A 26,952-nucleotide genomic window follows, 5' to 3' on the forward strand; every position below is an offset into this window, starting at 1 on the left:
TTGCCTGGCCCACATCATGAGAAACCGGAATCGGTCGGTATCAGCGCAGGACGTTTTTGTGAACAATTGAGCCTGCAGGTTTCAGAGGGCAGGACGCCCAAGGGAAGAGAACAATGGATGTGTGCAGCAACGGCGCTGACCGACGGGGAGGGGCGCCCAACTCAACGGTCGGTGGCTATTATGGCCTCACAGCCTATCGTCCGGACTCGGTACCGGATCAGCCTGCCCAGCAACAGGACTTTAATCACTCCGCCTTGCGCCGCTCAGCGAGTTTCCGGGTGCCTTGGGGCGGGGCTCAAGACGTTATGCCTGCTAATCTTTAAACCCGAGGATGCAGAATGAGTACACCAGCCCCGTTGCTGGATTACACCTCCACGGCCTTCCTCAGTGAAGGGTGGATGGGGGCGATCATGGTTGAGGGGCCAGAGGGTCGTCTGCTTCGGGTCAGCACTGGCTTTTCTGATGCTGAACGGGCGTCGCTTTCAGCTTGATCACAGTCGCCAGATAAGGTCTGATAAACCATACTCTTTTCGACGAAATATCAGGCGTGTACGAACATGGAACGACGGCAGCTTAGTGGGCGGGGCAGATGGTGGCCTGGTGGTGGCGTTTGGCCATTGCTGATGTGGTTGCTGTTGTCGGTTGCGATGCCTGCGATGGCCCAGGAGCCAGCAGCGGGAGGCGCGGAGGCAGAGGGGCCGGCCCAGAGTACGGTTGTGCAGGCGCCGGAGCCAATCATTGCTGCGCCCGAGGCATCGGATACCCCAGCGCCGTTGCCAATAAAGACGCTGTCCCAATCGGAAACGGGGGTTCGTGAGGAAATTCAGTCCTTGCGGTCGGCGCTATGGGAGCGGCAGGCGGCACTGGCGCAAACCCGTGAGCGACTGACGTATGCAAAGTCTCTGCAGCAGCGGCTGGACAATGAGTTTGCCAGTCTCGAACAGCGGCTGGAGTCTGCCGGTCTGGGATTGTCGGACAACTACGCCAATCTTCTGCGTCGGCGCCTGGATCGGCTGGAACAGCAACACCTCGCGGATAATCTGGTTCCCGCCATCAAGGAGCAGTTGGAAGCGGCTCGTATCGAGCAGTTTCAGCTGGAAGAGTTTGGCGCCGTGCTGGACCCGGATGAGCCGGTCAGTGACCGTCTGATTGACCAGCGGGTTCAGGTCCTGAATCAATTACGCTCGTTGGTTGATGATCATGTGCATGTGCTGACGGAGTACTTTCAGGTGATCACCGCTCTGGAACAACGGCTCAGGGCCTATCAGGAGCTGGTTCGTCGTCGTCTGTTCTGGTTGCCGAGCGTTGAGCCTGCTGGTCCGGCGATGTTTGCCGAGTTACTGCAGGCCGTCAGGAGCATCTTTGATCCATCGGGCCTGATGGAGATCGTTAAAGGTTTTCCTGCCTCCGTCAGCGCCCGGCTGCCACTGCTGGTGTTGCTGGGGCTGCTGTTTGCTGGTCTGTCGTATTCCCGTCGCCGCCTTAAAGAACGGATGAAGGAAGACAACCGGTCCATCGGGAAGGTCGGCAAGGACCGGATCGGACTGACCGTAACGGCGTTGTTGAGCTCGGTGGCTCTGGCACTGCCCGGGGTGCTTTTGTTGTTTGTCGGGGCTCTGCTGGTGGCCGAAGGCGGCCCTCTTGGGCAGGGGTTGGCGAGCGGTCTGGTTGATGCCGCCCTGGTGTTATTCCTGTTGGGATCGGTATCGCAGATTGCACGCCCGCAAGGGGTGGCTGAGTGCCATTTCAAATGGCAAGCGACGGGATTAGCCGCCATTCGTCATGGCATGCCCCGTCTGCTGGTTGTGTTGTTACCGGTGGCGGCCCTGAGTCCGGTTACACAGTCTGGTGCTTTCATGGAGTTCGACGCCAGCTTTGGCCGGATTGCTTTCACCATAGCGTCGCTGGCTTTGGCGATCTTTATTCACCGGCTGGCAGCGGCGTATCGGAGTGTGACGCCTGCCCGGCGTGATTCCCGTGGGTGGCAGGCCGTTCATTTACTGGCGGTGGCGACGCCCCTGATACTGGCGCTGGCGTCGTTGCTGGGTTACCACTACACCGCAGTGCAGTTGGAGGGGGCCCTGTTTATCAGCGTGTGCTGGCTGGTGTTCCTGACCCTGATGCGCTATCTGGGGTTGCGGGCTCTGGCGGTACGGGAGCGGCGGTTGAAAATGGAGCGCTTGCGGGCCAAGCGTGCGAAAGATCAGGAGCTGGAAGCTCAGCTGGAGGCATCTGCGTCCTCGGGGGAGGGGCAGCCTGGCAGCCTGGACCTTCCGGAGATGGATCTGTACGACATCAGTGCCCAGAGCCAGGCGCTGCTGGCGATTTCGACCCTGTTTGTGGCAATAGCCGGGCTCTGGGTACTGTGGGCACCCATCATTCCGGCTCTCCATCTGTTCGACGAAATTACCCTCTGGACAGTGAGTGACGGCGACGCAAGCCTGACTGTCACCCTGTCGGATCTTGGCAAGGCCGCACTGGTCGCATTTGTCACCGTTTACGCGACCCGAAACCTGCCGGGAACGCTTGAGGTGATGATACTCAGCCGTCTGCAGTTGGCACCGGGCTCCGGTTACGCCATTACCACGGTAGTGACCTACCTGATCGTAATCATTGGCGCGATAGCCTCGCTGAATATTCTGGGGGCCGAGTGGTCTAAGTTGCAGTGGCTGGTTGCGGCGCTGGGGGTTGGTCTGGGGTTTGGTTTGCAGGAAATTGTTGCCAACTTTGTGTCTGGCATCATTCTGTTATTCGAGCGGCCCATCCGGGTAGGGGACACGGTGACCATCGGAGGCATTACCGGCACGGTCTCCCGAATCCGTATCCGCGCAACGACTCTGGTGGATTGGGATCGCAAAGAACAGATTATTCCGAACAAGACGTTCGTCACCCAGGATCTGACCAACTGGACCCTGAGCGATTCCATTACCCGGGTGATTGTGCGGGTAGGGGTGGCCTATGGCTCTGATGTTGATGTGGTACGGGAGCTGCTGCTCGGTGTGGCGGCCAACAACGACCGGGTGGTAGAGGAACCTCCACCCGCAGTGTTCTGTGTGGGGCTGGGTGATAGCAGTATTAACTTTGAGATCCGTGCGTTTGTCCGCAGCATGCTGGACATCATGCCGTTGTCTCACGAAATACACTCAGCGATTACCCGCGAACTCGCGAAGTCGGGTATCGAAATTCCATTCCCGCAACGGGATATTCATATCCGCACGGAGGCGGGCAAGTGAATGATTACTTACCGGGAGTGTCCTGGTCGGCAAGAAAGGCGGTGGCGAATTGTCCCAGCTCTTCTGCGACCCGCTGGCGGATAGCGGCGCGATCATCGGCCGGTAGGTTGTAGCGGGCGGCCAGCTGTTCAAAATCCTCTTCGTGCAGGGTCACCGTGATCCGTGGTCGAATCCGTTTTCTGCGATAGGGTAGATTGAGTGCTTTGCGCACCATTGCGGAGGTGTTCAGGTCCTGCATGGCGGCGGCAACACGAAAGGCGCGCTGGATGTCGCTGGACAGATCAAATGCCAGCTGAACGGCCTTCAGCGCTTCGACTTCCTTTGGCCAATCTTTCTTGTCACTCATCTGGGCGCACTTGCATCAAGGCCCGAAGACACTGATGTGCCTTCGGGCGCAGTCATCATGGAGGTCACGGGGGCGTCAGGATGGCTGATCGCCTTTCAGGCGGGCCAGCACATCGTTGACCGAATCCTGCTCGGCATCAATGCCCGCGGCTTTCAGTTTTTCATCCAGGTCCTGTCCGGTGAGTTCCTTCTCCAGCTGCGCACGGGCGCCCTGACGGTCTTCCTCGCGGGCCTGACGCTCGCGAATGCGTTCCAGGGTTTCCCGGGCGGTACTCAGCGACGACTGGTTGCTGTTGATGTTGGTGTCGATCTGGGCGGTGGTGCGAAGTACCCGTTCGTTGGTTTTGACCACCTGCAGTTCGCGGCGGTATTCGGCCAGTTGTTTTTCGGCTTTCTGAACCCGATCTTTAAGCCCGCGGGTGCGCTCCTCAAGCTGGACGCGGGCCTGGGTCAGTTCGGCCTTACGCCGCTCGTGGCCAACAATGCGCTCGGCCACTTCCCGGGCCAGCTCTTCCTGACCGGCGGCCAATGCTTTACGGGCGTCCTGCTCACGGCTTTCCGCGCTGTCGGACTCAGTCTTGATCTGGCGGTTCAGGGAGGCGACTTCCGCCATCAGGGCGGCCAGCTCGTTCTTTGCCTGCTTCAGCTCGTGCTCGGAGTCGCGGAGTTCCTGCTCAAGAATGCGGCTGCCCTGGCTGTCGACCACGGCCTCACCCAACTCATTTACGCTGCCGCGCATGGCAGTCAGTAGCTTTTTCAGTACGGCTTTCATGTCATCGTCCCCTGATTATTCCAGAAAGTCTTCAAACGTCTGTAACAAGTCGATCGCGTTGTCTGCGAGGGTGACCAGTTCCTGCATCACCTCGGTCTGGCTGGAGGTGGGGCTGAGGGAACCGTAGACCACGTAGTGGTTCTCGACTTTGCCCAGTGCACTCAGTGGCATCGGTACGCTGATTCGGAGCATGCTCTCGTGGAGCTCCGGCAGGGCCGAGGCGCGGATTTCGCTTTCCTCGAAAAGATAAACCAGGCACAGAATCTGCGACTCCGTTACCGTAAGGTAAACCGGCGTTTCATCCGCTCCGGAGACCGCGATCTGAAGGACGGGGTCGTCCCCGGCAACCGGCATCACATTGAACGTTCTGCCAGCGTGTGTAGCGTCTCCCAGTGCAAGGATGAGGGATTGAGTGTCCACATTAAGCTCCTTTTCCAGTGGCTCGGCTGCGCCCCGGGGCCCGGTTGTTGCTCCCGATGACAGGCTGGACTCCGGTCGCAGTGAGTTGACATGTTATGTCATGAATTCCAGTCTATACCGGAAATTAAAGAGTTTGCAATAAGCGGGTTTACTGGGGTATAAGAAAAAGGTTTTTGACAGAATATGTCATACAACTGTCGTGGTCGGCCGAAGCCGCTTCTGCTGTCACGGAAGGTTTGATAAAACAGCGTAGTTCAAACCGTGGAAAAGGATTGTTCATGGCAGCATTTCTTGCGATTACTTTCTCATTTCCGACTGTCGTCTTTACCATTTTGTTGGCAGTCGCGGTCATTTACTGGCTCATTTCCCTGTTGGGACTGGTTGATCTCGACGGTGGCGATGGGGATATAGACATTGATCCGTCCGCCGATGTGGGGGGGTTGATGGTGACCCTGGGCCTCCAGGGCGTGCCGTTGCCGCTGGTGCTGACCCTGCTGTTCCTGTCCAGCTGGCTGCTGGCCTACTTTGCTGATTTGCTGTTCGGCGCCGCACTCGGTGGCGGCTGGGGACACGTGGTGTTCGGCTTGCTGGTGATTCCCGGGGCGCTGTTTGCAGGGCTGCTGGTGACGTCAGTGCTGGTGCGCCCGTTGCGCCCCTTGTTCCGTCGTGCTTACAAGCGCCCACTCCAGAAACAGGTGATCGGCACGGCCTGTGTGGTGCTGGCTTTCAACGAAAGCACCGGCAAAGGTCGGGCGGAAGCCCACCGTGACGGTGCCCACCTGATTCTTCAGATTCGCAGTGATGCGTCGCTGGCTCGCCGTGACCGGGTTGTGCTGGTGGAGTATCTGTCCGATCAACAGGCTTACTGGGTCATGCCAGAAGCTGACTTCCTCTCCGGCTCCGCCGGTTAATTTGTTCGTCAACGCAGGAGACACACTAAATGGATTTGTCGTGGGTTATGCCGGTTCTTGTCACCATCGCCGTTCTGGTGGTTTCACTGCTGGCCATTCTGTCGCTGTTCAAAGCGTTCTACCGCAAGGTGGATCAGGGCCAGGCCCTGATCGTCAACGACATGTCGGCAACGCCGAAGGTCTATTTCACCGGAGCCATGGTGCTGCCGGTGATCCACCGTGCGGAAACCATGAAAATTTCCGTCATCACCCTGGAACTGAACCGCACCGGCAAGGACGGCCTGATCTGTAAGGACAACCTGCGGGCCGACATCACCGTGGCGTTTTACCTGCGGGTCAACGAGACCGCTGAAGATGTACTTCGGGTGGCCAAGTCCGTGGGCGTTGGCCGGGCTTCCGATCGCGGCGCGGTCAACGACCTGTTCAACGCCAAGTTCAGCGAGGCGCTGAAGACCGTCGGCAAGAAGCTGGAGTTCATGCAGCTGTTCGAGGAACGTCAGCGTTTCCGTGACGCCATCGTCGAGACCATTGGCGAGGACCTGAACGGTTACATCCTCGAAGACGTGGCCATCGATTACCTGGAACAGACGCCAAAGAGCTCCCTGGATCCCAATAACATCCTCGACTCGGAAGGTATCCGCCGAATTACCGAGATCACCGCCCTGCACAATGTGGAAACCAATCGTCTTGAGCGTGATCAGGAACTGGAAATCCAGCGCAAGAACGTGTCTGCGCGGGAGGCGGCCCTGGAGCTGGAACGTACTCAGGCCGATGCCGAGGCACGCCAGCGTCGTGAGATCGAGACCCTGCAGGCCCGCGAGACTTCGGAAACCGAGCAGGTCCGTCAGCAGGAGCGCGCCAAGGCCGAAGCGGCCCGCATCAAGACCGATGAGGAAGTGGAAATCGCCGAAGAGAACCGCCTGCGTCAGGTGGAAATGGCTACCAAGGCCCGTGAGCGTGCTATTCAGATTGAGGATGTCCGTATCCAGCAGGCCCGTGAGCTGGAAGACGTCAACCGTCAGCGCGCGGTAGAGATCGAGCGCATCGGTATGGAGAAATCCCTGGAGGAAGAGCGCAAGGAAATCGCGGTCATCACCAGTGAACGTATCGCCGTTGAACGCGGCGTGGCGGAGGAAGAAGAGAATATCAAGGACGTGCGTAACCGGTCCGAGGCGGATCGCCTGAAGGTGCAGACGGTGATTGCCGCCGAAGCGGAAGCGGAAGAGCGCAAACTGAAGGAAGTGAAGGCGGCGGAGGCCGCGTATGAACGCGCCAAGCTGGAGTCTGACGAAGTGGTGGTGCGTTCTCAGGCGGAGCTGGATTCAGCCGAGAAGAAGGCGGCTGCGGACGAGAAGCTGGCCCGTGGTCAGCAGGCCCTGGCGGCCGCCGATGGTCTGGCTCAGGCCCAGGTACAGGAAGCCCGAGCCACGGCCCAGCGTGCCGAAGGTCTGGTGGAAGCCGAGGTCAAGACCGCTAACGCCAAGGCCGAGGAAGAAGCCGGTATGGCGGAAGTACGGGTACTCGAGCAGCGCCTCGAAACCGAAGCCATGGGCGAGGAAAAACTCGGTCTGGCCAAGGCCCAGGCCCGCGAAGCCATGGCCAAGGCTGAAGCCAACGGTCTGGTGGAAAAACTCAAGGCTTACGACAACATGTCGGAGGAAGCCCGTCACTTCGAGCAGTTCCGCATGAACCTGGAAGTGCACGAGAAGGAAACCATGGCCAGCATCGATGCCCAGCGCATCGGTATGCTGGAGAACGGCAAGGTCATGTCTGCGGCGCTGAAGGATGCCAAGTTCGAGCTGATTGGCGGCGATGGCGATATCTTCGAGAAGTTCGCCAAGGGGCTGGGTTACGGCAAGACCGTTCAGGGTGTGCTGGACAAGTCGCCTGCCCTGCAGGCCGCACTGGCGGGCATCACCGACCGTGCCTTCAAGGGCCAGTCGACGGGTTCCACCGAAAACGCCTGATGACCCATGCCGGGGACCGGTGGCGACTGCCTGTCGCCGGTTCCCGTATGGCTGAACGCCCCTCCCGTTATTTTCGTGATTTGTTGCCAGGATGAACCCCATGTCGAAGGACCGCAGTCAACTCGAAAACATCGTCAAGGAAGGCACTGCCTTTGAAACCATCCAGCGCCGCCTGAAAGATCAGGGGCAGCAACTCCGCGCTGATGTGGATACCCTCAACAGCGCCCGCTCCGAGGTCTTCGGAGGCGCTGGCATGGGCGTGCTGGGGCGTGGCCGGGTACGGACCGAAAACAACGCCATCGCCCGTGATGTGGTGCGTATTGGTAATCAACTGTTGTTTGGCTTTAACCTGCAGTTGGGCTTGCGCAAGGCGCTGGCCATTGAAGATGTCTTCAGCCTTTACCACCTCAACGACTCCGAGGAGGGCTTCGAGGTCGGGGAGGCATCGGTCGCAGACAGTTTCCTGGCGGATGAGCGTTTCCGCACCGATTTCCGCGAACTCCAGCAGTACTACAGCCACGCCACCCTGGCCCAGCTGGTGGTGCTCAACGGCATGCTGCTGATGGCCTTCCGCATTGGCGAGAAACTCAGTGACCAGCGGGTGTTCCGCTGGGAGCTGACGGCCGCCGGCACGGTGAGTCGTTACATCGACAACCGGGGTGAACGTGACCTGGTGTTTCCAGACCGCTTCAGTTTCGAGTGGCGCTCCGCCGGACGGGACGCCCAGGTGCAGGGGCGGGCGCCACACCTGAACATTGCCGACACCCTGTTTATCGACAACCTGCGTGGCGATATCACCTTCAAGATTGAGAACAACACCAACACCGGCGAGGGGATCTACTCTGACCCGGTGACGTCGGATTCCCAGTCCCTGGACGATGCCACCTTTGAGTATGCCGATCTCAAGGACGTCATCCTGGTTCGCATCCTGCCCTATGGCGAGGATCATTGGCGCTATTACCTCTACAACCGAAGCACCCGTCAGGTGGAGCGTATTGATGCCCTGGGCGGCTCGGTAGTGACGCTGCCGGAAAACCACGGCCTGATTTTCCCGTCTGGCTATTACCTCACCAGCGGAGAACTGAAAACCTTCGAGGTGCCGGACACGGACCTTCGCTTCAAGCGCATGATCCGTTCGCCCAACGGCGAGGACGTGCTGTTTGTGTTCTATGGCGAAGCCGGTGGTGAGGTGGTGCTGTACCGCTACAACCTGATCCGCAAGCAGGCGGATACCCCCATGGTGGGGCATGGTTTCGCGCTGTTTGAGAACGGCCACCTGGCCATTTTCAACGCTGACCGTGAGCCGACGCTGGTTCATCCGCTGCAGGTGTGGAATACCCCGTTTATGTCGGAGAGCTTCCACGCCCGTGACAGTGTCAGGAACGACTCGCTGCTCGGCCGGATCGGCAACCCGGAACTGGTGCGGGGCATTGCCGAGCTCAACACCATTGTGGCGCTGGTCGAGCGGGCCGAAGTGTCCGAGCAGCATTTCACCACACTGATCCGCACCACCGACCGGGTACTGGACCAGTTCTACTGGATTGGTGAGGTCGGCGGTGAGGACGTGCCCGACTGTGCCCTGACCGAGCGCCTGTCGGAGGTGCGTAAGACCGCCGAGCTGATGCTGGATGAGTATGAAAAGGTCCAGAGTATCCGTGCCCAGACGGCGACGGCGGTGCAGGATACCGCCCAGCAGCAGGCGACCCTGCTGCGGGACCTCAAGCCCGACAGCTGGAAAACGCCCGACGTCTTCGTGGCCCACCTGAAAAAACTGCGGGATCACCGCGGCCGGGTACGGACCCTGAGGGATCGCCGCTACATCGATGAAGCCCAGATCGGTGAGCTGGAAGCGGAGCTGGACCAGGCTGAGGCCCGGCTCAGTGACCGTACGTTCAAATTCCTGGCCACCCCCGCGGCCCTGGACGGTTATCGTCAGACCCTGGCGCAACTGGCCACACGCTGCGACGAGGCCGATAACCGCGAAGCGCTGGCCAAGTGCGTGGATGAGTATCGGGAACTGACGGCCGGTCTGGATATGATCCAGGGCATGCTGGCGTCGTTGTCTGGCGATAACGCCAGCCTGGAAACCCAGATCACCGAGAACATTTCCGGTATCTACGCCACCATCAACCAACAGCGCTCGGAAGCGGAGATTCGCCTGAAGGCCCGCGGCAGCGAAGAAGCCAAGGCCCAGTTTGCCGCCCGTATGCGCCTGTTTGAGCAGAGCCTTGCCAATGGCGTGGGCGCGCTCACGGAGCCTGGGGCCTGCGACGGGTTAATGACCCGGATGCTGGATCAACTGCAGGAACTGGAGAGCCAGTTCGGCGAGTACGACGAGTTCCTGAGCGCTATCCTGGAGCAGCGTGAGACCGCCCACGAGAGCATTGAGGCGCGTCGCCAGCAACTGCAGGACCAGCGCCAGCGCAGGATCAACACCCTGACGGACGCCGCCAACCGCATTCTCAAGAACGTCAACCGGCGCACCGAGCGCTTCGAAAGCCAGGAAGAGCTGCACGCCTTCTTCGCCTCCGATGCCATGGTGGCCAAGGTTCGCAGTATGGCGGCGGAGTTGCGGGAGCTGGGCGCCAATATGGAGGCGGACGACTGTGAAGGTCGCCTGCGTTCCCAGCGGGATGCCGCCTTGCGCAGTGTCCGTGACCGTGCCGATATTTACGAGGAAGGTGGCCAGGTGATTCGCCTGGGGCCTCGTCACCGCTTTTCGGTCAATCACCAGGAAGTGGACCTGACGCTGGTACCCCGGGATGGCAAAATCATGCTGCACCTGACCGGAACCCAGTTCTACGAAGCTATTGAGGAGCCCGAGCTGGAGGCCCTGCGTTCCTATTGGGAGCTTAGTCAGCCTTCCGAGTCGGATCAGGTCTATCGCGGTGAATACCTGGCTTACCTGGTGATGGATGAACTGGCCAAGGCCGGAAGCACGCCGGTCAACGTTGCTGACCGGGACGAGCTGATCGATTACATCCGCCGTTTCGCCTCCCCCCGCTATCGGGAAGGGTATGAAAAAGGTATTCACGACCACGACGCGGCCCTGATTGTCGGCACCCTGTGGCCGGCCACCCAGAGTGCCGGTCTGCTGCGGTTCAGCCCCCAGGCCAGGGCCCTGGCCATGCTGTTCTGGGCCCGCCACGCCCAGGACGAGGCCCAGGCCCGTACCCTGCGTTCGCGCTGCCTGTCGGCCGGCATCCTCAGCCGGATGATGCATTCGCGGGAGTTGCTGAGCGCACTGACGGCCGAGATTGAACCAGCGCTTCAGGCCTTCGTCAGTGAACACCAGCTTCCAGGGGACGACAGCACGGTGCGCAATGCCGCGGATTACCTGGTACTGCAACTGGCGGAAGAACACGGCGGTTTTGAAACCACCCAGTATGCGTCGGCATTGGTGGAGGGCTTCGTTGCCGAGATGAAGCGCGAGGGGCACTACAGCCAGTATGAGGAGGCGTTGGTGGTGGTCAGGGATCAGCCCGGTGCCCGCTGGCGGATTACCGGCCACTGGTTAGACGCCTGGGCCCGCAAGACCGGGCGGGAGCAGGACCGTCACTACCTGCCGGAGGCCATTGCCATCCTTAACGCCGGTGAGCGCGTCACCACCCATCCCCGTAATGTTGAGTTGGCGTTTACTGTGGAGGGTCTGCTGGGCCAGCACCCGCGTATCGAGGAGCGGGCTTTCCGGCTGCAGCTTGATGAATTCAATCAGCGCCTGCGCTATCACCAGGAGCAGGTCATCCCGGCCTGGGTCCGGCTCCAGGAAGTTCGCCAGCAAGTCCTGAACAAGTGGCGGGACCGCCTGCGCCTGGAGGAGTTCCGGCCCAAGCCGCTGTCTTCTTTTGTTCGCAACAAGCTGATCAGCGAAAGCTACCTGCCACTGATTGGTGACAACCTCGCCAAGCAGATGGGCACGGTGGGTGAAAACCGCCGCACCGACCTGATGGGCCTGCTGATGATGATTTCGCCGCCGGGCTACGGTAAGACCACGCTGATGGAGTATGTCGCCAGCCGTCTGGGTCTGATCTTCATGAAGATCAACTGCCCGAGCCTGGGCCACGATGTCGCTTCGCTGGATCCGGAGAAGGCCCCCCATTCCACCGCTGAGGCCGAGCTGATCAAGCTCAACCTGGCGTTGGAAATGGGCAACAACGTGATGCTGTACCTCGACGACATCCAGCACACCCACCCGGAATTCCTGCAGAAGTTCATCTCCCTGTGTGACGGCAGTCGCCGCATTGAAGGGGTGTGGCGGGGGCGTACCAAGACGTATGACATGCGGGGCAAGCGTTTCTGTGTGGTGATGGCCGGTAACCCCTATACCGAGAGCGGTGATGTCTTCAAGGTGCCGGATATGCTGGCCAACCGGGCCGATATCTACAATCTGGGGGACGTGCTCAGCGGTATGGCGTCGGTGTTTGAGCTGTCCTACGTTGAGAACAGTCTCAGCTCCAATGCCGTCCTGGCCCCCCTCGCCACCCGGGGCATGGATGACTTCTACCGCTTTGCCGACATTGCCGCCGGCCGCGACGTGGCCAGCTCGGAGTTTGATCACGACTACAGTGGCGCCGAGCGGGAAGAGATCGTCGAACTGTTGCGGAAAATGTTCCGGGTCCGCGAGGTCGTGCTCAAGGTCAATCAGGCCTACATTGCTTCCAGCGCGCAAGCCGAGGCCTATCGCACGGAGCCGCCGTTCAAACTCCAGGGCAGTTACCGCAACATGAACAAGCTGGCGGAGAAACTGTCGCCGGTCATGACCGATGCCGAGCTCGATGCCCTGATTGATGACCATTACCTGGGTGAAGCCCAGCTGCTGACCCACGGCGCGGAGGAGAACCTGCTCAAGCTCAAACAGATGCGGGGCACCCTTAGCGAGGAAGAAGGGCAGCGCTGGCAGTCTATCTGTGACGAATTCCGGCGCCGCCAGCAGGCGGGGGGGGATGAAGAAACCGGCATCAAGGTCGTGCGCCAGTTGGGCCTGATTGTTGAGGCACTGACCCAGCTTCAGACACTGGTGCAAGACGTGCCTGAGGACGCAGGCGAGCGCCCCGAGCCGTCGTCACACGCTGACTCCCTGGCACTGATCGGTGAGCTGGCGACGTCTTTCCGGGATGGTTTCAGGGACCTCCGCGTTGAACCTGCGGTAACCGTCAATGTTGCCAGTCCGCCCGGTCTGGGTGAAGCCCTGCAGGCGTTTGCGGATATTTTTGAGCAATCGCTGATGCCGCTGGTGGAAACTATGCAAGGCAAGCTCGGACTCGACCTCAAGACCCAGAGCGAGATGAGCCGGGTGCTGCGGGTGGTCGACGACCTGCGGGAACGGCTGGGGCAACCGACGTGACCAGGACGTTCCAGGGTCACCATTGATTGTGCTGCCGCTCGAGAGTCCGCGTTAGGCCAATCGATATTGTTCCGGTCCGGTTACACTGACGCCTGCCTCAATCGTTGTGCAGGAGTCACCAGTGAGCTGGCAACACCAAACATCAGCCATCGTCAGCGGTTTTATCGGCGACTGGCTCGAAGCCCAGGGTAACCCGCTGGCGCTTCCGATGACCTTTCAAAGCCTCGGGGTGAAAGTTCCTGAGGCCAGTCCCGCAGCGGCTGTCGCAGACCCCAAGGCGACCCTGATTGTGCTGATTCACGGCCTGATGGAGCTGGACTCCGTATGGCAGTTTTCCGGTCAGCCGGACGCCAACTACGGCACCCGGGTGGGTGATGAACTGGCAACGGGGGCATCCACCCTGTGCCTGCGCTACAACACCGGACGCCCGATTCATGCCAATGGCCAGACTCTGGCCGATGGCCTGGAACGGTTGCTGGGCAGTTGGCCGGTGCCGGTTGAACGGCTGATCCTGATGGGGCACAGCATGGGGGGGCTGGTGATTCGCAGTGCCTGTCATGCGGGTGTCGGGTCCGGGCACCGGTGGGTACGGGCGTTACAGGATTGCGTCTATATTGGCTCGCCCCACGACGGCTCCTGGCTGGCAAAGGGTGCCCAGGCCTCGGCTCGCATCCTCAAGGCCTTGCCGCGTGACTATCTGCGGGTGGCGGGGGAGGTGATCGACCTGCGCAGTGACGGTATCCGCAACCTGACCCGGGGCGATATCCTGGCCGGTGAGGGCGAATTGGCTGGGCTGGTACCGGACGTCCGCCATTATGTGGTGTGTGGTCTGTTAGGGCGGAAGAACAATCCGGTCAATGCCCTGTTCGGTGACGCCCTGGTGCATCAGTCCAGCGCTCGTGGTGAGCGCCAGGGGGGCTGGAACCTGGCTGGGGAAGCATCCTTTGAGGGTATTGATCATATTCGGCTGGCTCATCATGGTGCCGTTGCCGAACAAATCGTGGAGTGGCTGGTATGACAGAAAAACAGCAAGCAAATCGTGACTGGTGGCTGGGTGTGGGGCACATGGTGAGCCACGGTCTGGCCGAAGGGGCTATCAAAGCCCAGCGCGTACACCTGTCGATCGCTGATGAGACCTTCAATATCCTGGCCAGAAATCCGGTCACAGGTCCGGTCAGTGAACAGGTGCGCAGTGTGCACCATGGTGTTTCCCGGCTCTGTTACGGGACGGTGAGTCTGGTGTCAGACGGTCTGGCCAGGCTCAGCCAGCAAGCCCTTCCCAAAGACTGAGCGTGCGGAATCTTCTCCGATTCCCAGCGTAGTGCCAGCCGCTCCCTATTCACGGGGGCGGCGGTCGCCTTCCAGAAAATTCGCCACGAACACGGCCTTGCCGTAGGTCTCGAACGACCATTTCAGCGTGTCTGACAGCACCGTCATCACCGCATCGAACTCGCCAAATACCTGGGTGCTCATCCGGTTCGGATAGACGTCCAGTCCCGACGCCTGCAGGCGTGCAATGACTTCCCGGATGGGGGGCTTGTAGTCCTCAGACAAGGGGTAGTAGCTCAGTTGTACAGACAGGTACATGGCGAAACTCCAGGTGCTTGGGTGGCGGACAGTATCTCGCCATCATGACTAAAAATTGACCTGAATCAAAGCTGTCCGGTCCTGTCCCGGAATGACCCCCGGGTGTCCACAACAGACCATCCTGCGCTGCCCGTACCGTCATACACTCGCCCTACGACAACACATGAAGTGAACAACCTCGCGACGAAGGGTCGTGACAACAACGTAGAGGTGTGACAAATGGCGAACCAAGAAACAACCGCGCAGGGGCCCATCCAGGAAGCCGATGTGGTCATTGTGGGTGCAGGCTTTGGTGGCCTGTGCATGGCCATCAAACTGCGGGAAGCCGGGTTCGAGAACGTGGTGATCCTGGAAAAAGCGGAGGAGGTTGGTGGAACCTGGCGAGACAACACCTATCCCGGGTGTGCCTGTGACGTGCAATCCCATCTGTATTCCTACTCCTTCGCCGGTAAGGCCGACTGGAGCAAGCGTTACGCTCCCTGGAAAGAGATCCAGCAGTACATTCTCGATACCACCCGCCACTATGGGTTGCGGGACCTGGTGCAATTCCGGCAGGAGGTGATCGCGGCCCATTACGACGAGCAAAGGGCCCGGTGGCAGCTGACCACTGAACGGGGCGACCGCTTCGACTGCAAATACTGGGTTCTGGCCTCAGGCCCCCTGCATGTGCCGCAGTACCCCCACCTCAAGGGATTGGAGACGTTCAAGGGCAAGATGTTTCACTCCGCCCGGTGGGATCACGATTACGATCTACGCGGCAAGAAAGTGGTGTCCATTGGCACGGGTGGCAGCGCCATCCAATACTGTCCGGAAATCGCACCTGAGGTGGAGAAGCTGTCCGTATTCCAGCGATCCCCGGCCTGGGTTATTCCCCGCGATGAGCGTCGTTACCTGGGCCTCGAAAAACGGCTGTTCGGACGTTTTCCGGCATTGCGTAAACTGCATCGTGCGCGACTTTACTGGAGCAATGAATCGCGGGTCTGGCCTATCTTCAACCCGGCTCTGGCGCGGAGCCTGCAGCAGCTTGCCAAGCTCTTCATACGAGTTCAGGTCAAAGACCGCGAGGTCGCCCGCCAGCTGACCCCGGACTACACCATCGGCTGCAAGCGGGTGTTGATATCCAACAAGTGGTACCCGATGTTTAACCGGGACAATGTTGAACTGGTCACCGAGGGCATCCGGGAAGTCCGCGAGCACAGTGTGATCACCGCTGACGGCCGTGAGCATCCCGCCGACTGCATCATTCTGGGGACCGGTTTCCAGGTCGATCCGCGCCTGTCCATGAGTGGCTTTGAGCTGACCGGCAAGGATGGCCATTCCCTGGCTGAGGACTGGAAAGACGGTGTCGAAGGCTATATGGGCACCATGGTCCATGGCTATCCCAACCTGTTCCAGCTGGTTGGCCCGAACGTCGGTCTCGGTCACAACTCCATCATTTTCATGATTGAGTGTCAGGCGGATTACATCATCAGCCTGATGAACACCGTGGCGGCCCGGGGGGGTGACTACGTGGATGTGACCGCTCAGGCCCAGCAGGCGTTCAATCAGGAGATGGCCCGGGGCTTGGAGAATACGGTATGGACCTCCGGATGTACCAGCTGGTACCAACAGAGCGACGGTAAGAACTTTGCGGTATGGCCGTTCTCAACCTGGCGGTTCTGGCTCAAAACCCGCTTCCTGGCGCTGGGGGATTTTGATTTTGGCAAGCGGGCGCCAAGAAAGCGCAGACGGTCGGCGCCGAAAACCACCGAGGCGGCCTGACGGGCCGGGGCGGCGAGGCCGCCCCGGCGTTCTGCGGGCTACTGGACGTTTTCCTGGTCACCGAACTGGCCGGCAAACAGTGCAGAGGACAGGTAGCGCTCCGCCGAGTCCGGCAGCACAACCACGATATTTTTGCCCTTGTGTTCCGGTTGCTGGCCAACGCGCACCGCTGCCGCCACCGCAGCGCCACCGGAAATGCCGACGAGGATGCCTTCCTCGCGCATCAGCCGGTGTGCCATGGCCATGGCTTCGTCGTTGCCCACGGTTTCAACCTGATCCACCAGGCTCAGGTCCAGGTTCTTGGGCACGAAGCCGGCCCCGATTCCCTGGATCTTATGAGGCGCCGGCTGGGGGGCCTCGCCGTTCAGGGTCTGGGTGATGATGGGGGAGTCGGTGGGTTCCACGGCCACGGAGGTGATGGCCTTGCCCTGGGCTTTGAGGTGGCGGGAAACACCCGTCAGGGTGCCGCCAGTACCTACGCCGGCGACAAACACGTCGACAGCGCCGTCGGTATCGTTCCAGATTTCCGGCCCGGTGGTAGATTCATGGATTTGCGGGTTGGCCGGATTATCAAACTGCTGGGGCATGAAGCTGTTGTCCGGGTCTTCGGCAACCAGTTCCTCGGCCCTGGCGATGGCGCCGGGCATACCCTTGGCGGGTTCAGTCAGCACCAGTTCGGCACCCAGGGCTTTCAGCACTTTACGGCGTTCAAGGCTCATGGACGCGGGCATGGTGAGGGTCAGCTTGTAGCCGCGGGCAGCGGCAACGTACGCGAGGGCGATGCCGGTGTTGCCGCTGGTGGGCTCGATGATGGTCATGCCGGGCTTGAGTACACCGCGCTTTTCCGCGTCCCAGATCATCGCAGCGCCGATTCGGCATTTCACCGAGTAAGCGGGATTGCGGCCTTCGATTTTGGCCCAGATAGTGGCGCCATCACTGACCCGGTTGAGCTTGACCAGCGGGGTGTTGCCAATGGACAGTGAGTTGTCTTCGTAGATCCGTGCCATGGTGCTCTCCTTCCTCGAAGTTGCAGAATGTGTGTTTGTTATCGGTCCCCGGGAGGCCGGGGAGAAAATCGTCTGATTCGGGGCTTTCCAACTGTACCGCTATTTGACGGCAGCTCCCAGCGGCGGCGACCAGAATGCCAGCGGCTGTCTGCCGGTCACTGTTGCTGCAGCCAGGCGCCAAGCTGGGCGGCGGACATGGCACCACTCTGGCGGGCGACCTCACGGCCGTTGCGGAACAGAATCAGGGTGGGAATGCTGCGGATGCCCAGACGGGCAGATGACTGTTGTGCCTGTTCGGTATTGACCTTGGCAAACGCCACCTTGCCGGCCCAGGTGCGGGCCGCAGTCTGGAATTCCGGTGCCATGGCCTGACAGGGACCGCACCAGCTGGCCCAGAAATCCACCAGCACCGGTAGATCGGATGTGCCGGTGAAGCTGGTCAGGCTGGTATCATTCAGTTCTGCAACGTCGCCGCTGGCCAGGGGCTGCTTGCAGGCGCCGCAATTGGGGCGATCGCCGATCCGCTGCGGCGGTACCCGGTTACTGCGCAGGCAATGGGGGCACACGATGTGCAGGGCTTCGGTCATGTTGGTTCTCCGTCGGTCAGTCCCTTATTTCTGGGCGCCACCGCAGCTAATATCAAGGCCTGTTAACGCCAGCTGCTGAGACAGCCCTGACGAAACCGGTAGCGTCCGGTTTCTTCTCCGCGCCGTTCATAGACCCACCACTGGCCATCCTGCCGTTCCGGATCACCGAGAATATAGCGTACCTGGGCTTCGCTCATACCTTCGTGCACGTGTGCCTGCACCCGCATCCTCCGCAGGTCCGACGACTGGATATAGCCTGCCGGGCATCCGCTGTCGGGGGCAGGACGCCGTTGCGGCGGCTGATAGAACTCGACATCGCTGCCCTGATCGAGGCGGCCACCGGTGCGGACCGGACTGACGTCGATAACCCGGGCATCGCTGCCACAAGGGCGATCGCTGAACACTGTCTGGCCGTGTTGTTGGCACTGATAGATGGCTGCGGTTACGGGTGTTGTGAAGGTGACAATAGTGAAGAGGATCACCCGGGGGGTGATCCGCTGAGCGTTATGCATCCTGCATCTCCTGCCCCATCCGTGGGCATGTTATATCGGGTTAGCTGACCTTGCGGCCGGTGTAGTCGGAAAAGTCCGGTTTCACGGGCTGGTGCTGTTCGTCGGTCATGCACGGGGATGACAGGATGAACTCGGCACTGGCGCGGTTACAGGCCACGGGAATATTCCAGAGGGCGGCAATGCGTAACAGCGCCTTGATGTCTGGATCATGGGGCTGGGGTTCGAGGGGATCCCAGAAAAACACCAGCAGGTCGATCTCGCCTTCGGCGATCTTGGCGCCGATCTGCTGATCGCCACCGAGCGGGCCGCTGAGCAGTTTATGGATGTCGTCCCGTGCCAGGCGTTCAGACAGCAAGCGACCGGTGGTGCCGGTGGCGTATAATCTCAGCGGAGCGAAGCGGGCGCGGTTTTCGTCGGCCCACTCCACCAGTTCCTGTTTCTTGTTATCGTGGGCAACAAGGGCTACAGATCGGACAGCCATGTTCGGTAATGTCTCCGGTTCGGGTGAAAGGACCAGTGTTTCACAACCGCTACCCGGGCGAAATAGTAAGGACGGATAATGACTTCAGAAACCACCATTGATTGGGCTGCCACACCCGCTGCGGTGTGGCGACGTCACCGCCAGGGCCTGCGTGCCATTCGCCGGCTGGATCCGGTGCAGTGGCAGGCTCTGACTGGAATTGAACGTCAACAGGCTGCACTGGCCCGTAACACGGAACGTTTCCTGTCGGGGCAACCCTCGAACAACGCGTTGTTGTGGGGATCCCGCGGCACCGGAAAATCGTCGCTGATCAAGGCCCTGCTCAACCGCTACCAGAGTCAGGGACTGCGGATGATTGAGGTGGACAAGGATGACCTGGTGAACCTCCCGGAAATTGTCGACGACCTCTGGGAGCAGCCCTACCGCTTTGTCATTTTCTCTGACGACCTGTCGTTTGAGACCGGAGAGTCCGCTTACAAGGCCCTGAAGAGCGTGCTGGAAGGCTCGCTGGAACTGCCGCCGGAGAATGTCCGGGTTTACGCCACCTCGAACCGCCGTCACCTGATGCCGGAATACATGGCCGATAATCTCAACAGCGACGTCCGTAACGGCGAGTTGCACCCGGCGGAGGCCATCGAGGAACAGGTGTCGCTGGCGGACCGATTCGGCCTGCAGCTGTCGTTCTATCCCTTCTCCCAGGACGTCTACCTGCAGGCCGTGGATGCGTTGTTCCCGGAGGTGACTGACCGTGCCGAGCTGCACCGGCAGGCGATTCGTTTTGCCACCGGTCGCGGGGTACGCAGTGGTCGCACCGCCCAGCAGTTCTATCGAGAATTCGCCACGGGCGGTTCCGGCAACTGAGCGGCGCCGGCTATTCCTCCCGTCTGGCCATCTTGATAAAGCGGTGGTGGATGGCACGGATGCCGAGGAACACCGTCAGCAGGATGACCGGAATGGCAACGCCCAGTATCAGCGTCTTGTTGAAATGGATGCCGGCGTCGTGGGCGGCGTCCATGGCCAGCTTGAGCAGGCTGATCAGGTAGTAGCTGATGGCCACCACCGAAAAGCCTTCCACGGTGTGCTGCATCATCAGCTGGATCTTGGAGCGGCGGTCCATGGAACTGAGCAGCTGCTGGTTCTGGCTCTGGATCGCCAGTTCCACGCGGGTGCGCATCATGTCCGAGGCCCGGTCCACCCGTCGCGACAGGTCTTCCAGTCGATCGCCGACCGATTCGCAGGTTTTGACCGCCGGGGTCAGCCGCCGGGTCATGAATTCCGTGATGGTCAGGTGCCCGGACAGCTCGTCCTCCCGCAACTCCTCCAGACGGGTCAGTACCAGCCGATGATAGGCCCGGGTGGCGGAAAACCGAAAGGTGGAGCGGGCGCGGTAAGCTTCAATCCGGGCGGCGATCTGGGTCAGTTCGGCCAGGATTTCCTGCTCATCCACATCCTGATTGTCGGACAGGGCCTGGGTAATCACCGCCAGTTGCTGGTCCATCTCGTTGAGGTTCGGTGTGATCTCCCGCGCCAGCGGCAGTGCCAGCAGGGACATCAGGCGGTAGGTCTCAATCTCAATCAGACGATGGCTCAGACGCCCCAGCTGACTGTTGGAGAGGCTGTGGTTCAGCACCATAAAGCGGCCAAAGCCGTCACTGTGCAGCTGGAACGTACCCCACACCCGGGCTTTCCCTTCCAGTGGGCTGCTGCCCACCAGGCGTTGGCCTTCAAACCAGGGCCGTACCACGCCGAGGTCGGTATTGGGGCCGTTCTCAGCCCTCTGCAGGTCGAGGTGGAATGCCGCCACTACCGTGCCGGCAAGCTGATCCAGCCAGCCCTTCGGCAGCAGCGCGAGCGCGGTGTCGCGAAAGGGCTCGGCATCGTTTTTGGGGGCCAGATCGATGAAGGTGTAGGCGGCGAACTCCATGTGCATTTCCCGCCGAATCCGCAAGTTGCCAAAGGTGGCTTCAAAACAGCTGGTGTCCTGCTCAGGTGGGGTTTCATCCAGCAGTTCGTGCAGCTCTTGCAGATGCCGGAACTGCTGCTGGCGCTGCTCATTGGTGGTGAGCAGGGCGATATGAGTCACCTGGGCGGGGCACGGCAGAATCTGGAACGGCCGTGAATGGAGTTCGTTGTACAGTTCGGCCCGCAGTGGGTGCAGGGCGATATTGGGTAACTGTCGGTTCACAGGGAATTCCTATCACTGGGACACCGGTTAGGGTCTGGTGTCAGGCACGCTCACACTACAGACCTTAAGGCATCGTCACCTCCGGCAGAACACGACCAGTGTCGTACGACTTTAGACACCAGCCTCTCAGGGCGGAGCAACTTAGGCGATCCGGGGCCGGCTGGCAAGCCTGTCCGTGCGTCTCCTTGGGCCAGATCATGGTCGCGGCAGGCGAATGGTGAAGGCCACGCCGTTGTCTGCGTTTCTGGCCTGGGCCTGGCCGCGATGGTGTTCGGCAATCAGTCGCACGATCAGTAAGCCCTGGCCGAGGTGGCCTTCGGCCTGACCGGTGCGGAGGGAGACAAAGGGGCTGAAGATCTCGCTGGCAAGGTGTTCGGGCAAGGCGGAGCCTTCATTGAACACAGACAGCTCGTAATGGCCATCCTGCGCGCCAAGCCGGACTTCGATCAGGCCGTTGGCTGGGGTGAAATCGCGGGCGTTGTCCACCAGCTTGTCGAGCATCTGCACCAGCAGTTCCGGGGAGCCATGCATAGGGCAGCCGGAAGCGGGCCCCTGGTAGCGAATTTTATGGCCGGGGTCGAGGCTCTGGTAGGCGGCCGTGGCCTGGGCGGCAACTTCCGCCAGCTCGAAGTCTTCATGCTCGGCGTGATCGAAACTCTGCTCCAGGCGCGCGGCTTCGCTCATGCCCTGGAGGATCTGGCTGAGCCGGTCGGTGGCATGACCGACCCGCTCAAGATAGGCCTGCTGGTCAGTGCTGGTGTCCGTACGGGAGAGGTTTTCCAGGGACGACTTGACGATGGCGACCGGGGTTTTCAGCTCATGGGACAGCCGGCGGGAAAAGCTCTCCAGATACTGGGTGTAGCCCTGGAGCTTGTCGATCATCTGGCGGAACTGCCTGGACAGCTCGCCCAGCTCGTCGCCAGCGCGGCTTTCCGGCATTGCCGCAACGATGCGCCCATCGCTATCGACACTGGCATTGACTGCCCGTTGCAGACGGGTGATGCGCCACGACAGCCAGCTGGAATACCCCAGCAACACCAGCATCAGCGTAATCACCAGCAGGGTGCTGCGGGCAATCACCGTACCCAGAGCGCTGCCGGACAGGGTGAGCAGCTGGTCCAGGGACTGGGTGAGGATCAGCGTGCGCCCATCGGGCAAGGCTTCGGAGATCATCAGCGCCAGCCCGGACTCGGTACGTATCAGAGGGCTGTCCGGCCGGAGCGGCTGGCGTTGTTGGTCGGCCTGCAACGGGTAATACAGCGGCTTGGGCTGATACAGCCGGATCAGGGTGCGAAGGCCGTTAAGGCTGATTCGCTCGGCAATGTCCAGTGGGCTGAGACTGTTGAAGTCGGGGGTGGTGTCCTCAGCCGGCGAGTCATTGCGGGCGATGACCCAGCCACTGGGATCGAGGACCACCAGGTGTTGCCCGGGCGAAAGATGGCCGGACAGGGCCTGTTCCAGTGGACGGGAACGGGTCACCAGTTGTGCCACGGCCGTGCCTGCGACCGTGTGACTGCTACCCTGGTGGTCGGGGCGCTCCACGGTGAAACCAAAACCACCGTCAGTCAGGGGCAGTTGCAGTTCCACCTGATAGCCGCTGCCGTGCGCCTGCCAGACACCGCGAATGCGATAGTCCGGCTGTGGACGCGGGTCGTCAATCCAGCCCACCACCGGTCCCGGAGCCGGGGTGCGTATGAGGCGCTCGTGACGTTCGCCGCGTTCCTGCCAGACCAGCCGCAGGCGTTCCGATGGCTGCTGGGGGCGGCCAAGGTCGAAGTAGACCGGGTCTGGTTTGGCCACTCGCAGCAGCAGATACAGTTGCTCCCCATACACCGCAAGCTGCCACTGGGCGGCTTCGCCGCTGGAGGCCGGGCGCTCGCTGGCGATGTCGTCATCGTAGCCAGGCCAGTCGTCGCCGTACCCGTCAAGATTCAATGGCCGCTTAAGCAGGGGCGCATAGAGGGTTGGTGTGTCTGGCCCGGGGGGCATGTCGTTGTACAACACGGCGGCGGCGGTACTGGCCGTGCGTTGTGCCTGGCTTTGCATCTGCTGCAGGGCCTGCTGCCGCAGGGCGTCGTCCAGTTCCAGCACGAACTGCAGGCCGAGCCAGGGAATCAGCAGGGTCAGCAGGCTGGCAATCAGTAACTGACGTTTCAGCGACAAGGCTCAGACCTCATGGGCATTCCAGCGGTAGCCCATGCCGTAGGCGGTCTGGATGCCGTCAAAGCTGTCGTCGGCTTCCAGGAATTTGCGGCGGATACGTTTGACGTGGGAGGTCACGGTGTTGGGATCCAGGTAGGTATTGGCAGCGGCCATCAGCTGGTCGCGGTTGCGAACATGGCCGGGATGCCGGGCAAGGGCGTGAAGCATCCAGAACTCGGTGACCGTCAGTTCGACGGGCTGGCCCTGCCATTCTGCCGTCATCCGGTCGACATTCAGGTTAAGGCGGCCCCGTTGCAACATTTCATCTGGCTGCTTCAGAGCCTGTGCCCAGGCCTGGGTCCGGCGCAGCAGGGCCGTGACCCGCGCCAGCAGGTGATCCATGGTCATGTCCTTGGTGACGTAATCGTCGGCGCCCAGGCGCAGGCCATACACGGTATCAACGTCGCTGTCGCGGGCGGTCAGGAAAATGATCGGCAGGGTGGGCGACAGCTGGCGCAACTGCTGGCACAGGGTAAAGCCTCCGTCGGGTTCATCGCCAAGGCCGACGTCGATAATGGCCAGATCCGGAAGCTGGGTACGCAGGGCCTGGAAAGCATGTTCCCGGTCGCTGTAGGCCGACACGCTGAAGCCGCGATGTTCAAGGGCATCGCGGTAGTTCTCGCGGATGGCGGGTTCATCTTCGACAAGCGTAATGTGTTGTTTCATGGTCGGGGGTGGGTCCGCTGACGGTTACTTCCTGATTGACCGTAAGTTTTAACCAAGTGTCGTGGCGTCACAAGTCACCGGGGGCAGATTGCCACAATTCATCAGAATTGGATCCGCTTTGATCCCCAATCCGCCACCGGATTGCCGGTTCAGGTCGTTGTAATGAGGGTTATCCCGACAACAACGCAAGGAACCGACCATGTTGCTTACCCATCACTTCCGACCACTGACCTATGCCCGTCAGCGGCCCCGGGATCATCGCCGAGGCCTTGAGGGCCGGCGTCTGCATCACGGCCTGGAAGCCATCAGCCTTTGGCTGGCGATGGCCATGCTGCTGTTTGTACACCCGCTCTATGCTGAAGCGAATACCGAGGCCGGTTCCATGGCCCCTGACGGTGCCGGGGCGTTCCACTTTGTTGACGATGCCGGTCACTGGCAGACGCCGGCTACCCTGCTGACCACGGAGTATCAGGTGACGGTCAGCGGCCTGATCGCCGACACCCGGCTGGTGCAGCGATTTGCAAACACCAGTCAGCAGTGGCGGGAAGGCGTCTATGTGTTTCCCCTGCCAGACAACGCCAGCGTTTACGGGCTGACAATGACCGCCGGCGAAAGGGTCATTGTGGGCGAGATCCATACCCGCGAAGACGCCACAGAGCAGTACGAAAACGCCCGCCGGGAGGGCCGGCAGGCGGCAAAGGTGGAACAGCAGCGACCGAATCTGTTTACCACCCGGTTGGCCAACATCCCGCCGGGTGAGACGGTGTTGGTCGAGCTGCACTATCAACAGTCCGTGCGCTACCAGTCCGGGGAGTTTGAACTTCGCCTGCCCACGACGCTCACCCCCCGCTACATGCCTGGCGAGTTACTGCCGGATCAGCCTGCCAGCTGGCAGGGCGGTTGGGCCACCGCGACCAGTGAGGTTCCGGATGCGGACCAGATCAGCCCGTTCACCGTGGCCGAAGGCGATGTTGCCGCCGGCAGTCACCGCGCCCGGGTTGAGCTGACCCTCAATGCCGGCCTGCCCATTGCCACGGTCACCAGCCCCAGTCATTCGCTGAATTCAGTGTGGGTCGACGATGAAGTCTCGGTCACGCCTCAGGCGGGCGAGATCCTCATGGACCGGGATTTGATTGTGCGCTGGACGCCCCAGCGGGGGCAGGCGCCTTCGGCTGCGCTGTTCCACCAGAGCTGGCAGGGAGAGGACTATCTGTTGGCCCTGGTGGTGCCGGGCGTCAACGGTGAGGCGTTGCTGCCGCGGGAGCTGGTGTTTGTGATCGACACCTCGGGGTCCATGGCCGGCGCGTCTATCCGCCAGGCGAGGGCTTCGCTGTTGCGGGGGCTTGAGACCCTGGGCCCGGATGACCGCTTCAACGTTATCCAGTTCAACAGCCAGACAGAACAACTGTTTATGGCCGCCCGCCCGGCGGACTCCGCCAATCTGGCCCGCGCCCGTCGCTACGTCAGTGAACTGACGGCAGACGGTGGCACCGAGATGGCCCCGGCGCTGGCAGCGGCCTTACACCACGATAACAGCGAGGCGGCAAGCGGCTACGTGCGTCAGGTGGTGTTCATTACTGACGGCGCCGTTGGCAACGAACAGCGGTTGTTCAGCCAGATCAGCCGCCAGTTGGGTGATAGCCGGCTGTTTACCGTAGCGATCGGTTCCGCACCAAACATGCACTTTATGCGCGAAGCCGCTCGCTTTGGCCGCGGGACCTACACTGCGATCAATGATCTGGGCGGCGTCTCGGGCCCGCTGGACGAATTGTTTCGCAAGATGGAGGCGCCAGTGATGACCGCCATCCAGACCCGCTGGCCAGATGGTTTTACGGCCACGGAAGCCTTGCCGCAACGGCCCGGTGACCTGTTTCTGGGTGAGCCGCTGGTGCAGGTGGTTCGCGGACAATTGAAGGGCGGCGAACTGGAGGCCCGCGGGCGCCTGCCGGATGGCCGTGAATGGCAGCAGCAGCTGGCCCTTGCCAACGCGGCGCCAGCACAGGGACTGCACCGGTACTGGGCCCGTGCCCGAATCGACAGTCTGATGGATCAGTCACTGTCCGGTCAGGTGTCGGAGGATGTGCGTGGAGAGGTCACCGGTCTTGGGCTCGCTCATCAGTTGGTCACCCGCTACACCAGTTTTGTCGCGGTCGACCGGACACCGGTTCGGCCCCTGGATGAAAACCTGGAAACCGACCAGTTGCCCACGCTGGCACCGGCAGGCAGTGAGGCGAGTATGTTGAGGTATCCGCAGACCGCGACCTGGTGGCCGCTGTTGACCGCGACCGGCTTGCTTGGACTGATGTTTGCCAGCGCGGTGTTGATGTTGCAGCGGAGGGTCTGGGGATGAAAGTCATGCTGGCAATCGTGTTTATGGTCTCGGGGGCGGTCGTGGTCGCCGGGGTGTGGATTCCCGCCAAGGCCCTGCTGGCCCAGGAGTTGCTGGAGAGGGCCTGGGCGGAAAGCCAGGCACGCCGGGTGGATGCCCGGCCCTGGCCCTGGGCGGATACCTGGCCGGTGGCTCAGCTGGCGCTGCCGGACAGTGGTCTGTCCTGGATCGTACTGAACGGTGTGCATGGCGAAAGTCTGGCTTTCGGTCCGGGGCAGGCGACCCCGGCCGCGGATGACCGTGGTCCGGTGATGATTGCCGGCCATCGTGATACCCACTTCCGTGCCCTGGAAACCGTGGAAACCGGCACCCCCATCCGGCTTCAGCAACGGAATGGCCAATGGCGGGACTACCGGGTGGTGGACATTCGGGTTGTGGACAGCCGTCACGAGTTCATCGACCTGGCCCGTACGCCGCCCGACCGACTCTTGCTGGTGACCTGTTATCCCTTCGACAGTCTTAACAGCAACGGTCCCCTGCGCTATGTGGTCGAGGCCCGGCGTGGGCAACCCCACCCGGGCGCGCTAGCGGACACCTGAATCAATTTGGCGTACACTTGTGCGCCCTATTGATGTTTCAGGTG

The 26,952-nt window shown here is 61.2% G+C and carries 22 protein-coding genes; 11 read left to right on the forward strand and 11 right to left on the reverse strand.

Translation table 11 applies throughout. From position 1 onward, the window contains the following. Positions 1-338: 338 nt before the first annotated feature. Entirely contained in the window at positions 339-491 is a 153-nt protein-coding gene (locus BLV11_RS18265) for a hypothetical protein (protein ID WP_175528241.1), read from the forward strand. A gap of 66 nt (positions 492-557) precedes the next feature. Beyond that, positions 558-3,233, forward strand: a complete 2,676-nt coding sequence (locus BLV11_RS00010; protein WP_091810896.1) for a mechanosensitive ion channel domain-containing protein — start codon at positions 558-560, stop codon at positions 3,231-3,233. A gap of 4 nt (positions 3,234-3,237) precedes the next feature. Here the strand turns inward: BLV11_RS00010 and BLV11_RS00015 are convergent, their stop codons facing one another. The 3 genes from BLV11_RS00015 to BLV11_RS00025 form a co-directional block, all read right to left on the reverse strand. After that, on the reverse strand, positions 3,238-3,579 hold the full coding sequence (locus BLV11_RS00015; protein WP_091810897.1) for a hypothetical protein: 342 nt from the start codon (positions 3,577-3,579) through the stop codon (positions 3,238-3,240). Positions 3,580-3,654: 75 nt separating this feature from the next. Continuing rightward, positions 3,655-4,350, reverse strand: a complete 696-nt coding sequence (locus tag BLV11_RS00020; protein WP_091810898.1) for a PspA/IM30 family protein — start codon at positions 4,348-4,350, stop codon at positions 3,655-3,657. A 15-nt stretch (positions 4,351-4,365) separates the two neighbouring features. Continuing rightward, on the reverse strand, positions 4,366-4,770 hold the full coding sequence (locus BLV11_RS00025; protein WP_091810899.1) for a YjfI family protein: 405 nt from the start codon (positions 4,768-4,770) through the stop codon (positions 4,366-4,368). Positions 4,771-5,048: 278 nt separating this feature from the next. Here BLV11_RS00025 and BLV11_RS00030 point away from each other — a divergent pair, with 278 nt between their 5' ends. The 5 genes from BLV11_RS00030 (at position 5,049) to BLV11_RS00050 (ending at position 14,282) form a co-directional block, all read left to right on the forward strand. Continuing rightward, complete coding sequence (locus BLV11_RS00030) at positions 5,049-5,681, forward strand: hypothetical protein (protein ID WP_091810900.1); 633 nt, start codon at positions 5,049-5,051, stop codon at positions 5,679-5,681. A gap of 29 nt (positions 5,682-5,710) precedes the next feature. Further along, the gene (locus BLV11_RS00035; protein ID WP_091810901.1) at positions 5,711-7,648 is read left to right on the forward strand and encodes a flotillin family protein; all 1,938 of its coding nucleotides are present in this window, start codon (positions 5,711-5,713) and stop codon (positions 7,646-7,648) included. Between the two features lie 100 nt (positions 7,649-7,748). Beyond that, entirely contained in the window at positions 7,749-12,992 is a 5,244-nt protein-coding gene (locus tag BLV11_RS00040; RefSeq protein WP_091810902.1) for a DNA repair ATPase, read from the forward strand. A 121-nt stretch (positions 12,993-13,113) separates the two neighbouring features. Further along, positions 13,114-14,010, forward strand: a complete 897-nt coding sequence (locus BLV11_RS00045) for an esterase/lipase family protein (protein ID WP_245725863.1) — start codon at positions 13,114-13,116, stop codon at positions 14,008-14,010. Further along, a complete protein-coding gene (locus BLV11_RS00050) occupies positions 14,007-14,282 on the forward strand; it encodes a hypothetical protein (RefSeq protein ID WP_091810904.1) in 276 nt (91 codons plus the stop codon). Before BLV11_RS00045 ends, BLV11_RS00050 begins: the two co-directional genes overlap by 4 nt. Positions 14,283-14,327: 45 nt before the next feature. Here the strand turns inward: BLV11_RS00050 and BLV11_RS00055 are convergent, their stop codons facing one another. Then, positions 14,328-14,579, reverse strand: a complete 252-nt coding sequence (locus tag BLV11_RS00055; protein ID WP_091810905.1) for a thiamine-binding protein — start codon at positions 14,577-14,579, stop codon at positions 14,328-14,330. 219 nt (positions 14,580-14,798) lie between these two features. Here BLV11_RS00055 and BLV11_RS00060 point away from each other — a divergent pair, with 219 nt between their 5' ends. After that, on the forward strand, positions 14,799-16,340 hold the full coding sequence (locus BLV11_RS00060) for a flavin-containing monooxygenase (RefSeq protein ID WP_091810906.1): 1,542 nt from the start codon (positions 14,799-14,801) through the stop codon (positions 16,338-16,340). A gap of 38 nt (positions 16,341-16,378) precedes the next feature. On the opposite strand, the gene cysK is transcribed toward BLV11_RS00060, so the two are convergent. The 4 genes from cysK to BLV11_RS00080 all read right to left on the reverse strand — a co-directional run bounded on the left by cysK (position 16,379) and on the right by BLV11_RS00080 (position 18,927). After that, on the reverse strand, positions 16,379-17,347 hold the full coding sequence (gene cysK, locus BLV11_RS00065) for a cysteine synthase A (RefSeq protein WP_091810907.1): 969 nt from the start codon (positions 17,345-17,347) through the stop codon (positions 16,379-16,381). Between the two features lie 155 nt (positions 17,348-17,502). Next, complete coding sequence (trxC, locus tag BLV11_RS00070) at positions 17,503-17,934, reverse strand: thioredoxin TrxC (RefSeq protein WP_091810908.1); 432 nt, start codon at positions 17,932-17,934, stop codon at positions 17,503-17,505. 62 nt (positions 17,935-17,996) lie between these two features. Further along, on the reverse strand, positions 17,997-18,446 hold the full coding sequence (locus BLV11_RS00075) for a DUF4124 domain-containing protein (RefSeq protein WP_091810909.1): 450 nt from the start codon (positions 18,444-18,446) through the stop codon (positions 17,997-17,999). Positions 18,447-18,486: 40 nt separating this feature from the next. Next, positions 18,487-18,927, reverse strand: a complete 441-nt coding sequence (locus BLV11_RS00080) for a methylglyoxal synthase (protein ID WP_091810910.1) — start codon at positions 18,925-18,927, stop codon at positions 18,487-18,489. Positions 18,928-19,005: 78 nt separating this feature from the next. Between BLV11_RS00080 and BLV11_RS00085 the strand changes: the two genes are divergently transcribed. Continuing rightward, positions 19,006-19,788, forward strand: a complete 783-nt coding sequence (locus tag BLV11_RS00085) for an ATP-binding protein (RefSeq protein ID WP_091810911.1) — start codon at positions 19,006-19,008, stop codon at positions 19,786-19,788. Positions 19,789-19,798: 10 nt separating this feature from the next. On the opposite strand, the gene BLV11_RS00090 is transcribed toward BLV11_RS00085, so the two are convergent. From BLV11_RS00090 to pdsR, 3 genes are all read right to left on the reverse strand, one after another. Then, the gene (locus BLV11_RS00090; protein ID WP_091810912.1) at positions 19,799-21,112 is read right to left on the reverse strand and encodes a DUF3422 family protein; all 1,314 of its coding nucleotides are present in this window, start codon (positions 21,110-21,112) and stop codon (positions 19,799-19,801) included. A 195-nt stretch (positions 21,113-21,307) separates the two neighbouring features. Then, positions 21,308-23,275, reverse strand: a complete 1,968-nt coding sequence (locus BLV11_RS00095; protein ID WP_091810913.1) for an ATP-binding protein — start codon at positions 23,273-23,275, stop codon at positions 21,308-21,310. Between the two features lie 3 nt (positions 23,276-23,278). After that, a complete protein-coding gene (gene pdsR / locus BLV11_RS00100; RefSeq protein ID WP_091810914.1) occupies positions 23,279-23,980 on the reverse strand; it encodes a proteobacterial dedicated sortase system response regulator in 702 nt (233 codons plus the stop codon). A gap of 199 nt (positions 23,981-24,179) precedes the next feature. On the opposite strand from pdsR, the gene BLV11_RS00105 reads away from it, so the two are divergent. Then, entirely contained in the window at positions 24,180-26,330 is a 2,151-nt protein-coding gene (locus BLV11_RS00105) for a marine proteobacterial sortase target protein (RefSeq protein WP_091810915.1), read from the forward strand. Next, the gene (locus BLV11_RS00110; protein ID WP_091810916.1) at positions 26,327-26,908 is read left to right on the forward strand and encodes a class GN sortase; all 582 of its coding nucleotides are present in this window, start codon (positions 26,327-26,329) and stop codon (positions 26,906-26,908) included. Before BLV11_RS00105 ends, BLV11_RS00110 begins: the two co-directional genes overlap by 4 nt. The last annotated feature ends 44 nt before the right edge of the window (positions 26,909-26,952 follow it).

This window comes from Marinobacter mobilis (genome assembly GCF_900106945.1).
Taxonomy (GTDB): Bacteria; Pseudomonadota; Gammaproteobacteria; order Pseudomonadales; family Oleiphilaceae; genus Marinobacter; species Marinobacter mobilis.

Bases quoted from the DNA above. Each gene is read 5' to 3' on its own strand.
- BLV11_RS00080 (WP_091810910.1), bottom strand. From the start codon at position 18,927: ATGGCTGTCCGATCTGTAGCCCTTGTTGCCCACGATAACAAGAAACAG.
- BLV11_RS00020 (WP_091810898.1), bottom strand. From the start codon at position 4,350: ATGAAAGCCGTACTGAAAAAGCTACTGACTGCCATGCGCGGCAGCGTA.
- BLV11_RS00030 (WP_091810900.1), top strand. From the start codon at position 5,049: ATGGCAGCATTTCTTGCGATTACTTTCTCATTTCCGACTGTCGTCTTT.
- BLV11_RS00110 (WP_091810916.1), top strand. From the start codon at position 26,327: ATGAAAGTCATGCTGGCAATCGTGTTTATGGTCTCGGGGGCGGTCGTG.
- BLV11_RS00035 (WP_091810901.1), top strand. From the start codon at position 5,711: ATGGATTTGTCGTGGGTTATGCCGGTTCTTGTCACCATCGCCGTTCTG.
- BLV11_RS00040 (WP_091810902.1), top strand. From the start codon at position 7,749: ATGTCGAAGGACCGCAGTCAACTCGAAAACATCGTCAAGGAAGGCACT.
- BLV11_RS00075 (WP_091810909.1), bottom strand. From the start codon at position 18,446: ATGCATAACGCTCAGCGGATCACCCCCCGGGTGATCCTCTTCACTATT.
- BLV11_RS00060 (WP_091810906.1), top strand. From the start codon at position 14,799: ATGGCGAACCAAGAAACAACCGCGCAGGGGCCCATCCAGGAAGCCGAT.
- BLV11_RS00105 (WP_091810915.1), top strand. From the start codon at position 24,180: ATGTTGCTTACCCATCACTTCCGACCACTGACCTATGCCCGTCAGCGG.
- BLV11_RS00055 (WP_091810905.1), bottom strand. From the start codon at position 14,579: ATGTACCTGTCTGTACAACTGAGCTACTACCCCTTGTCTGAGGACTAC.
- BLV11_RS00050 (WP_091810904.1), top strand. From the start codon at position 14,007: ATGACAGAAAAACAGCAAGCAAATCGTGACTGGTGGCTGGGTGTGGGG.
- BLV11_RS18265 (WP_175528241.1), top strand. From the start codon at position 339: ATGAGTACACCAGCCCCGTTGCTGGATTACACCTCCACGGCCTTCCTC.
- BLV11_RS00010 (WP_091810896.1), top strand. From the start codon at position 558: ATGGAACGACGGCAGCTTAGTGGGCGGGGCAGATGGTGGCCTGGTGGT.
- pdsR (WP_091810914.1), bottom strand. From the start codon at position 23,980: ATGAAACAACACATTACGCTTGTCGAAGATGAACCCGCCATCCGCGAG.
- BLV11_RS00015 (WP_091810897.1), bottom strand. From the start codon at position 3,579: ATGAGTGACAAGAAAGATTGGCCAAAGGAAGTCGAAGCGCTGAAGGCC.
- cysK (WP_091810907.1), bottom strand. From the start codon at position 17,347: ATGGCACGGATCTACGAAGACAACTCACTGTCCATTGGCAACACCCCG.
- trxC (WP_091810908.1), bottom strand. From the start codon at position 17,934: ATGACCGAAGCCCTGCACATCGTGTGCCCCCATTGCCTGCGCAGTAAC.
- BLV11_RS00085 (WP_091810911.1), top strand. From the start codon at position 19,006: ATGACTTCAGAAACCACCATTGATTGGGCTGCCACACCCGCTGCGGTG.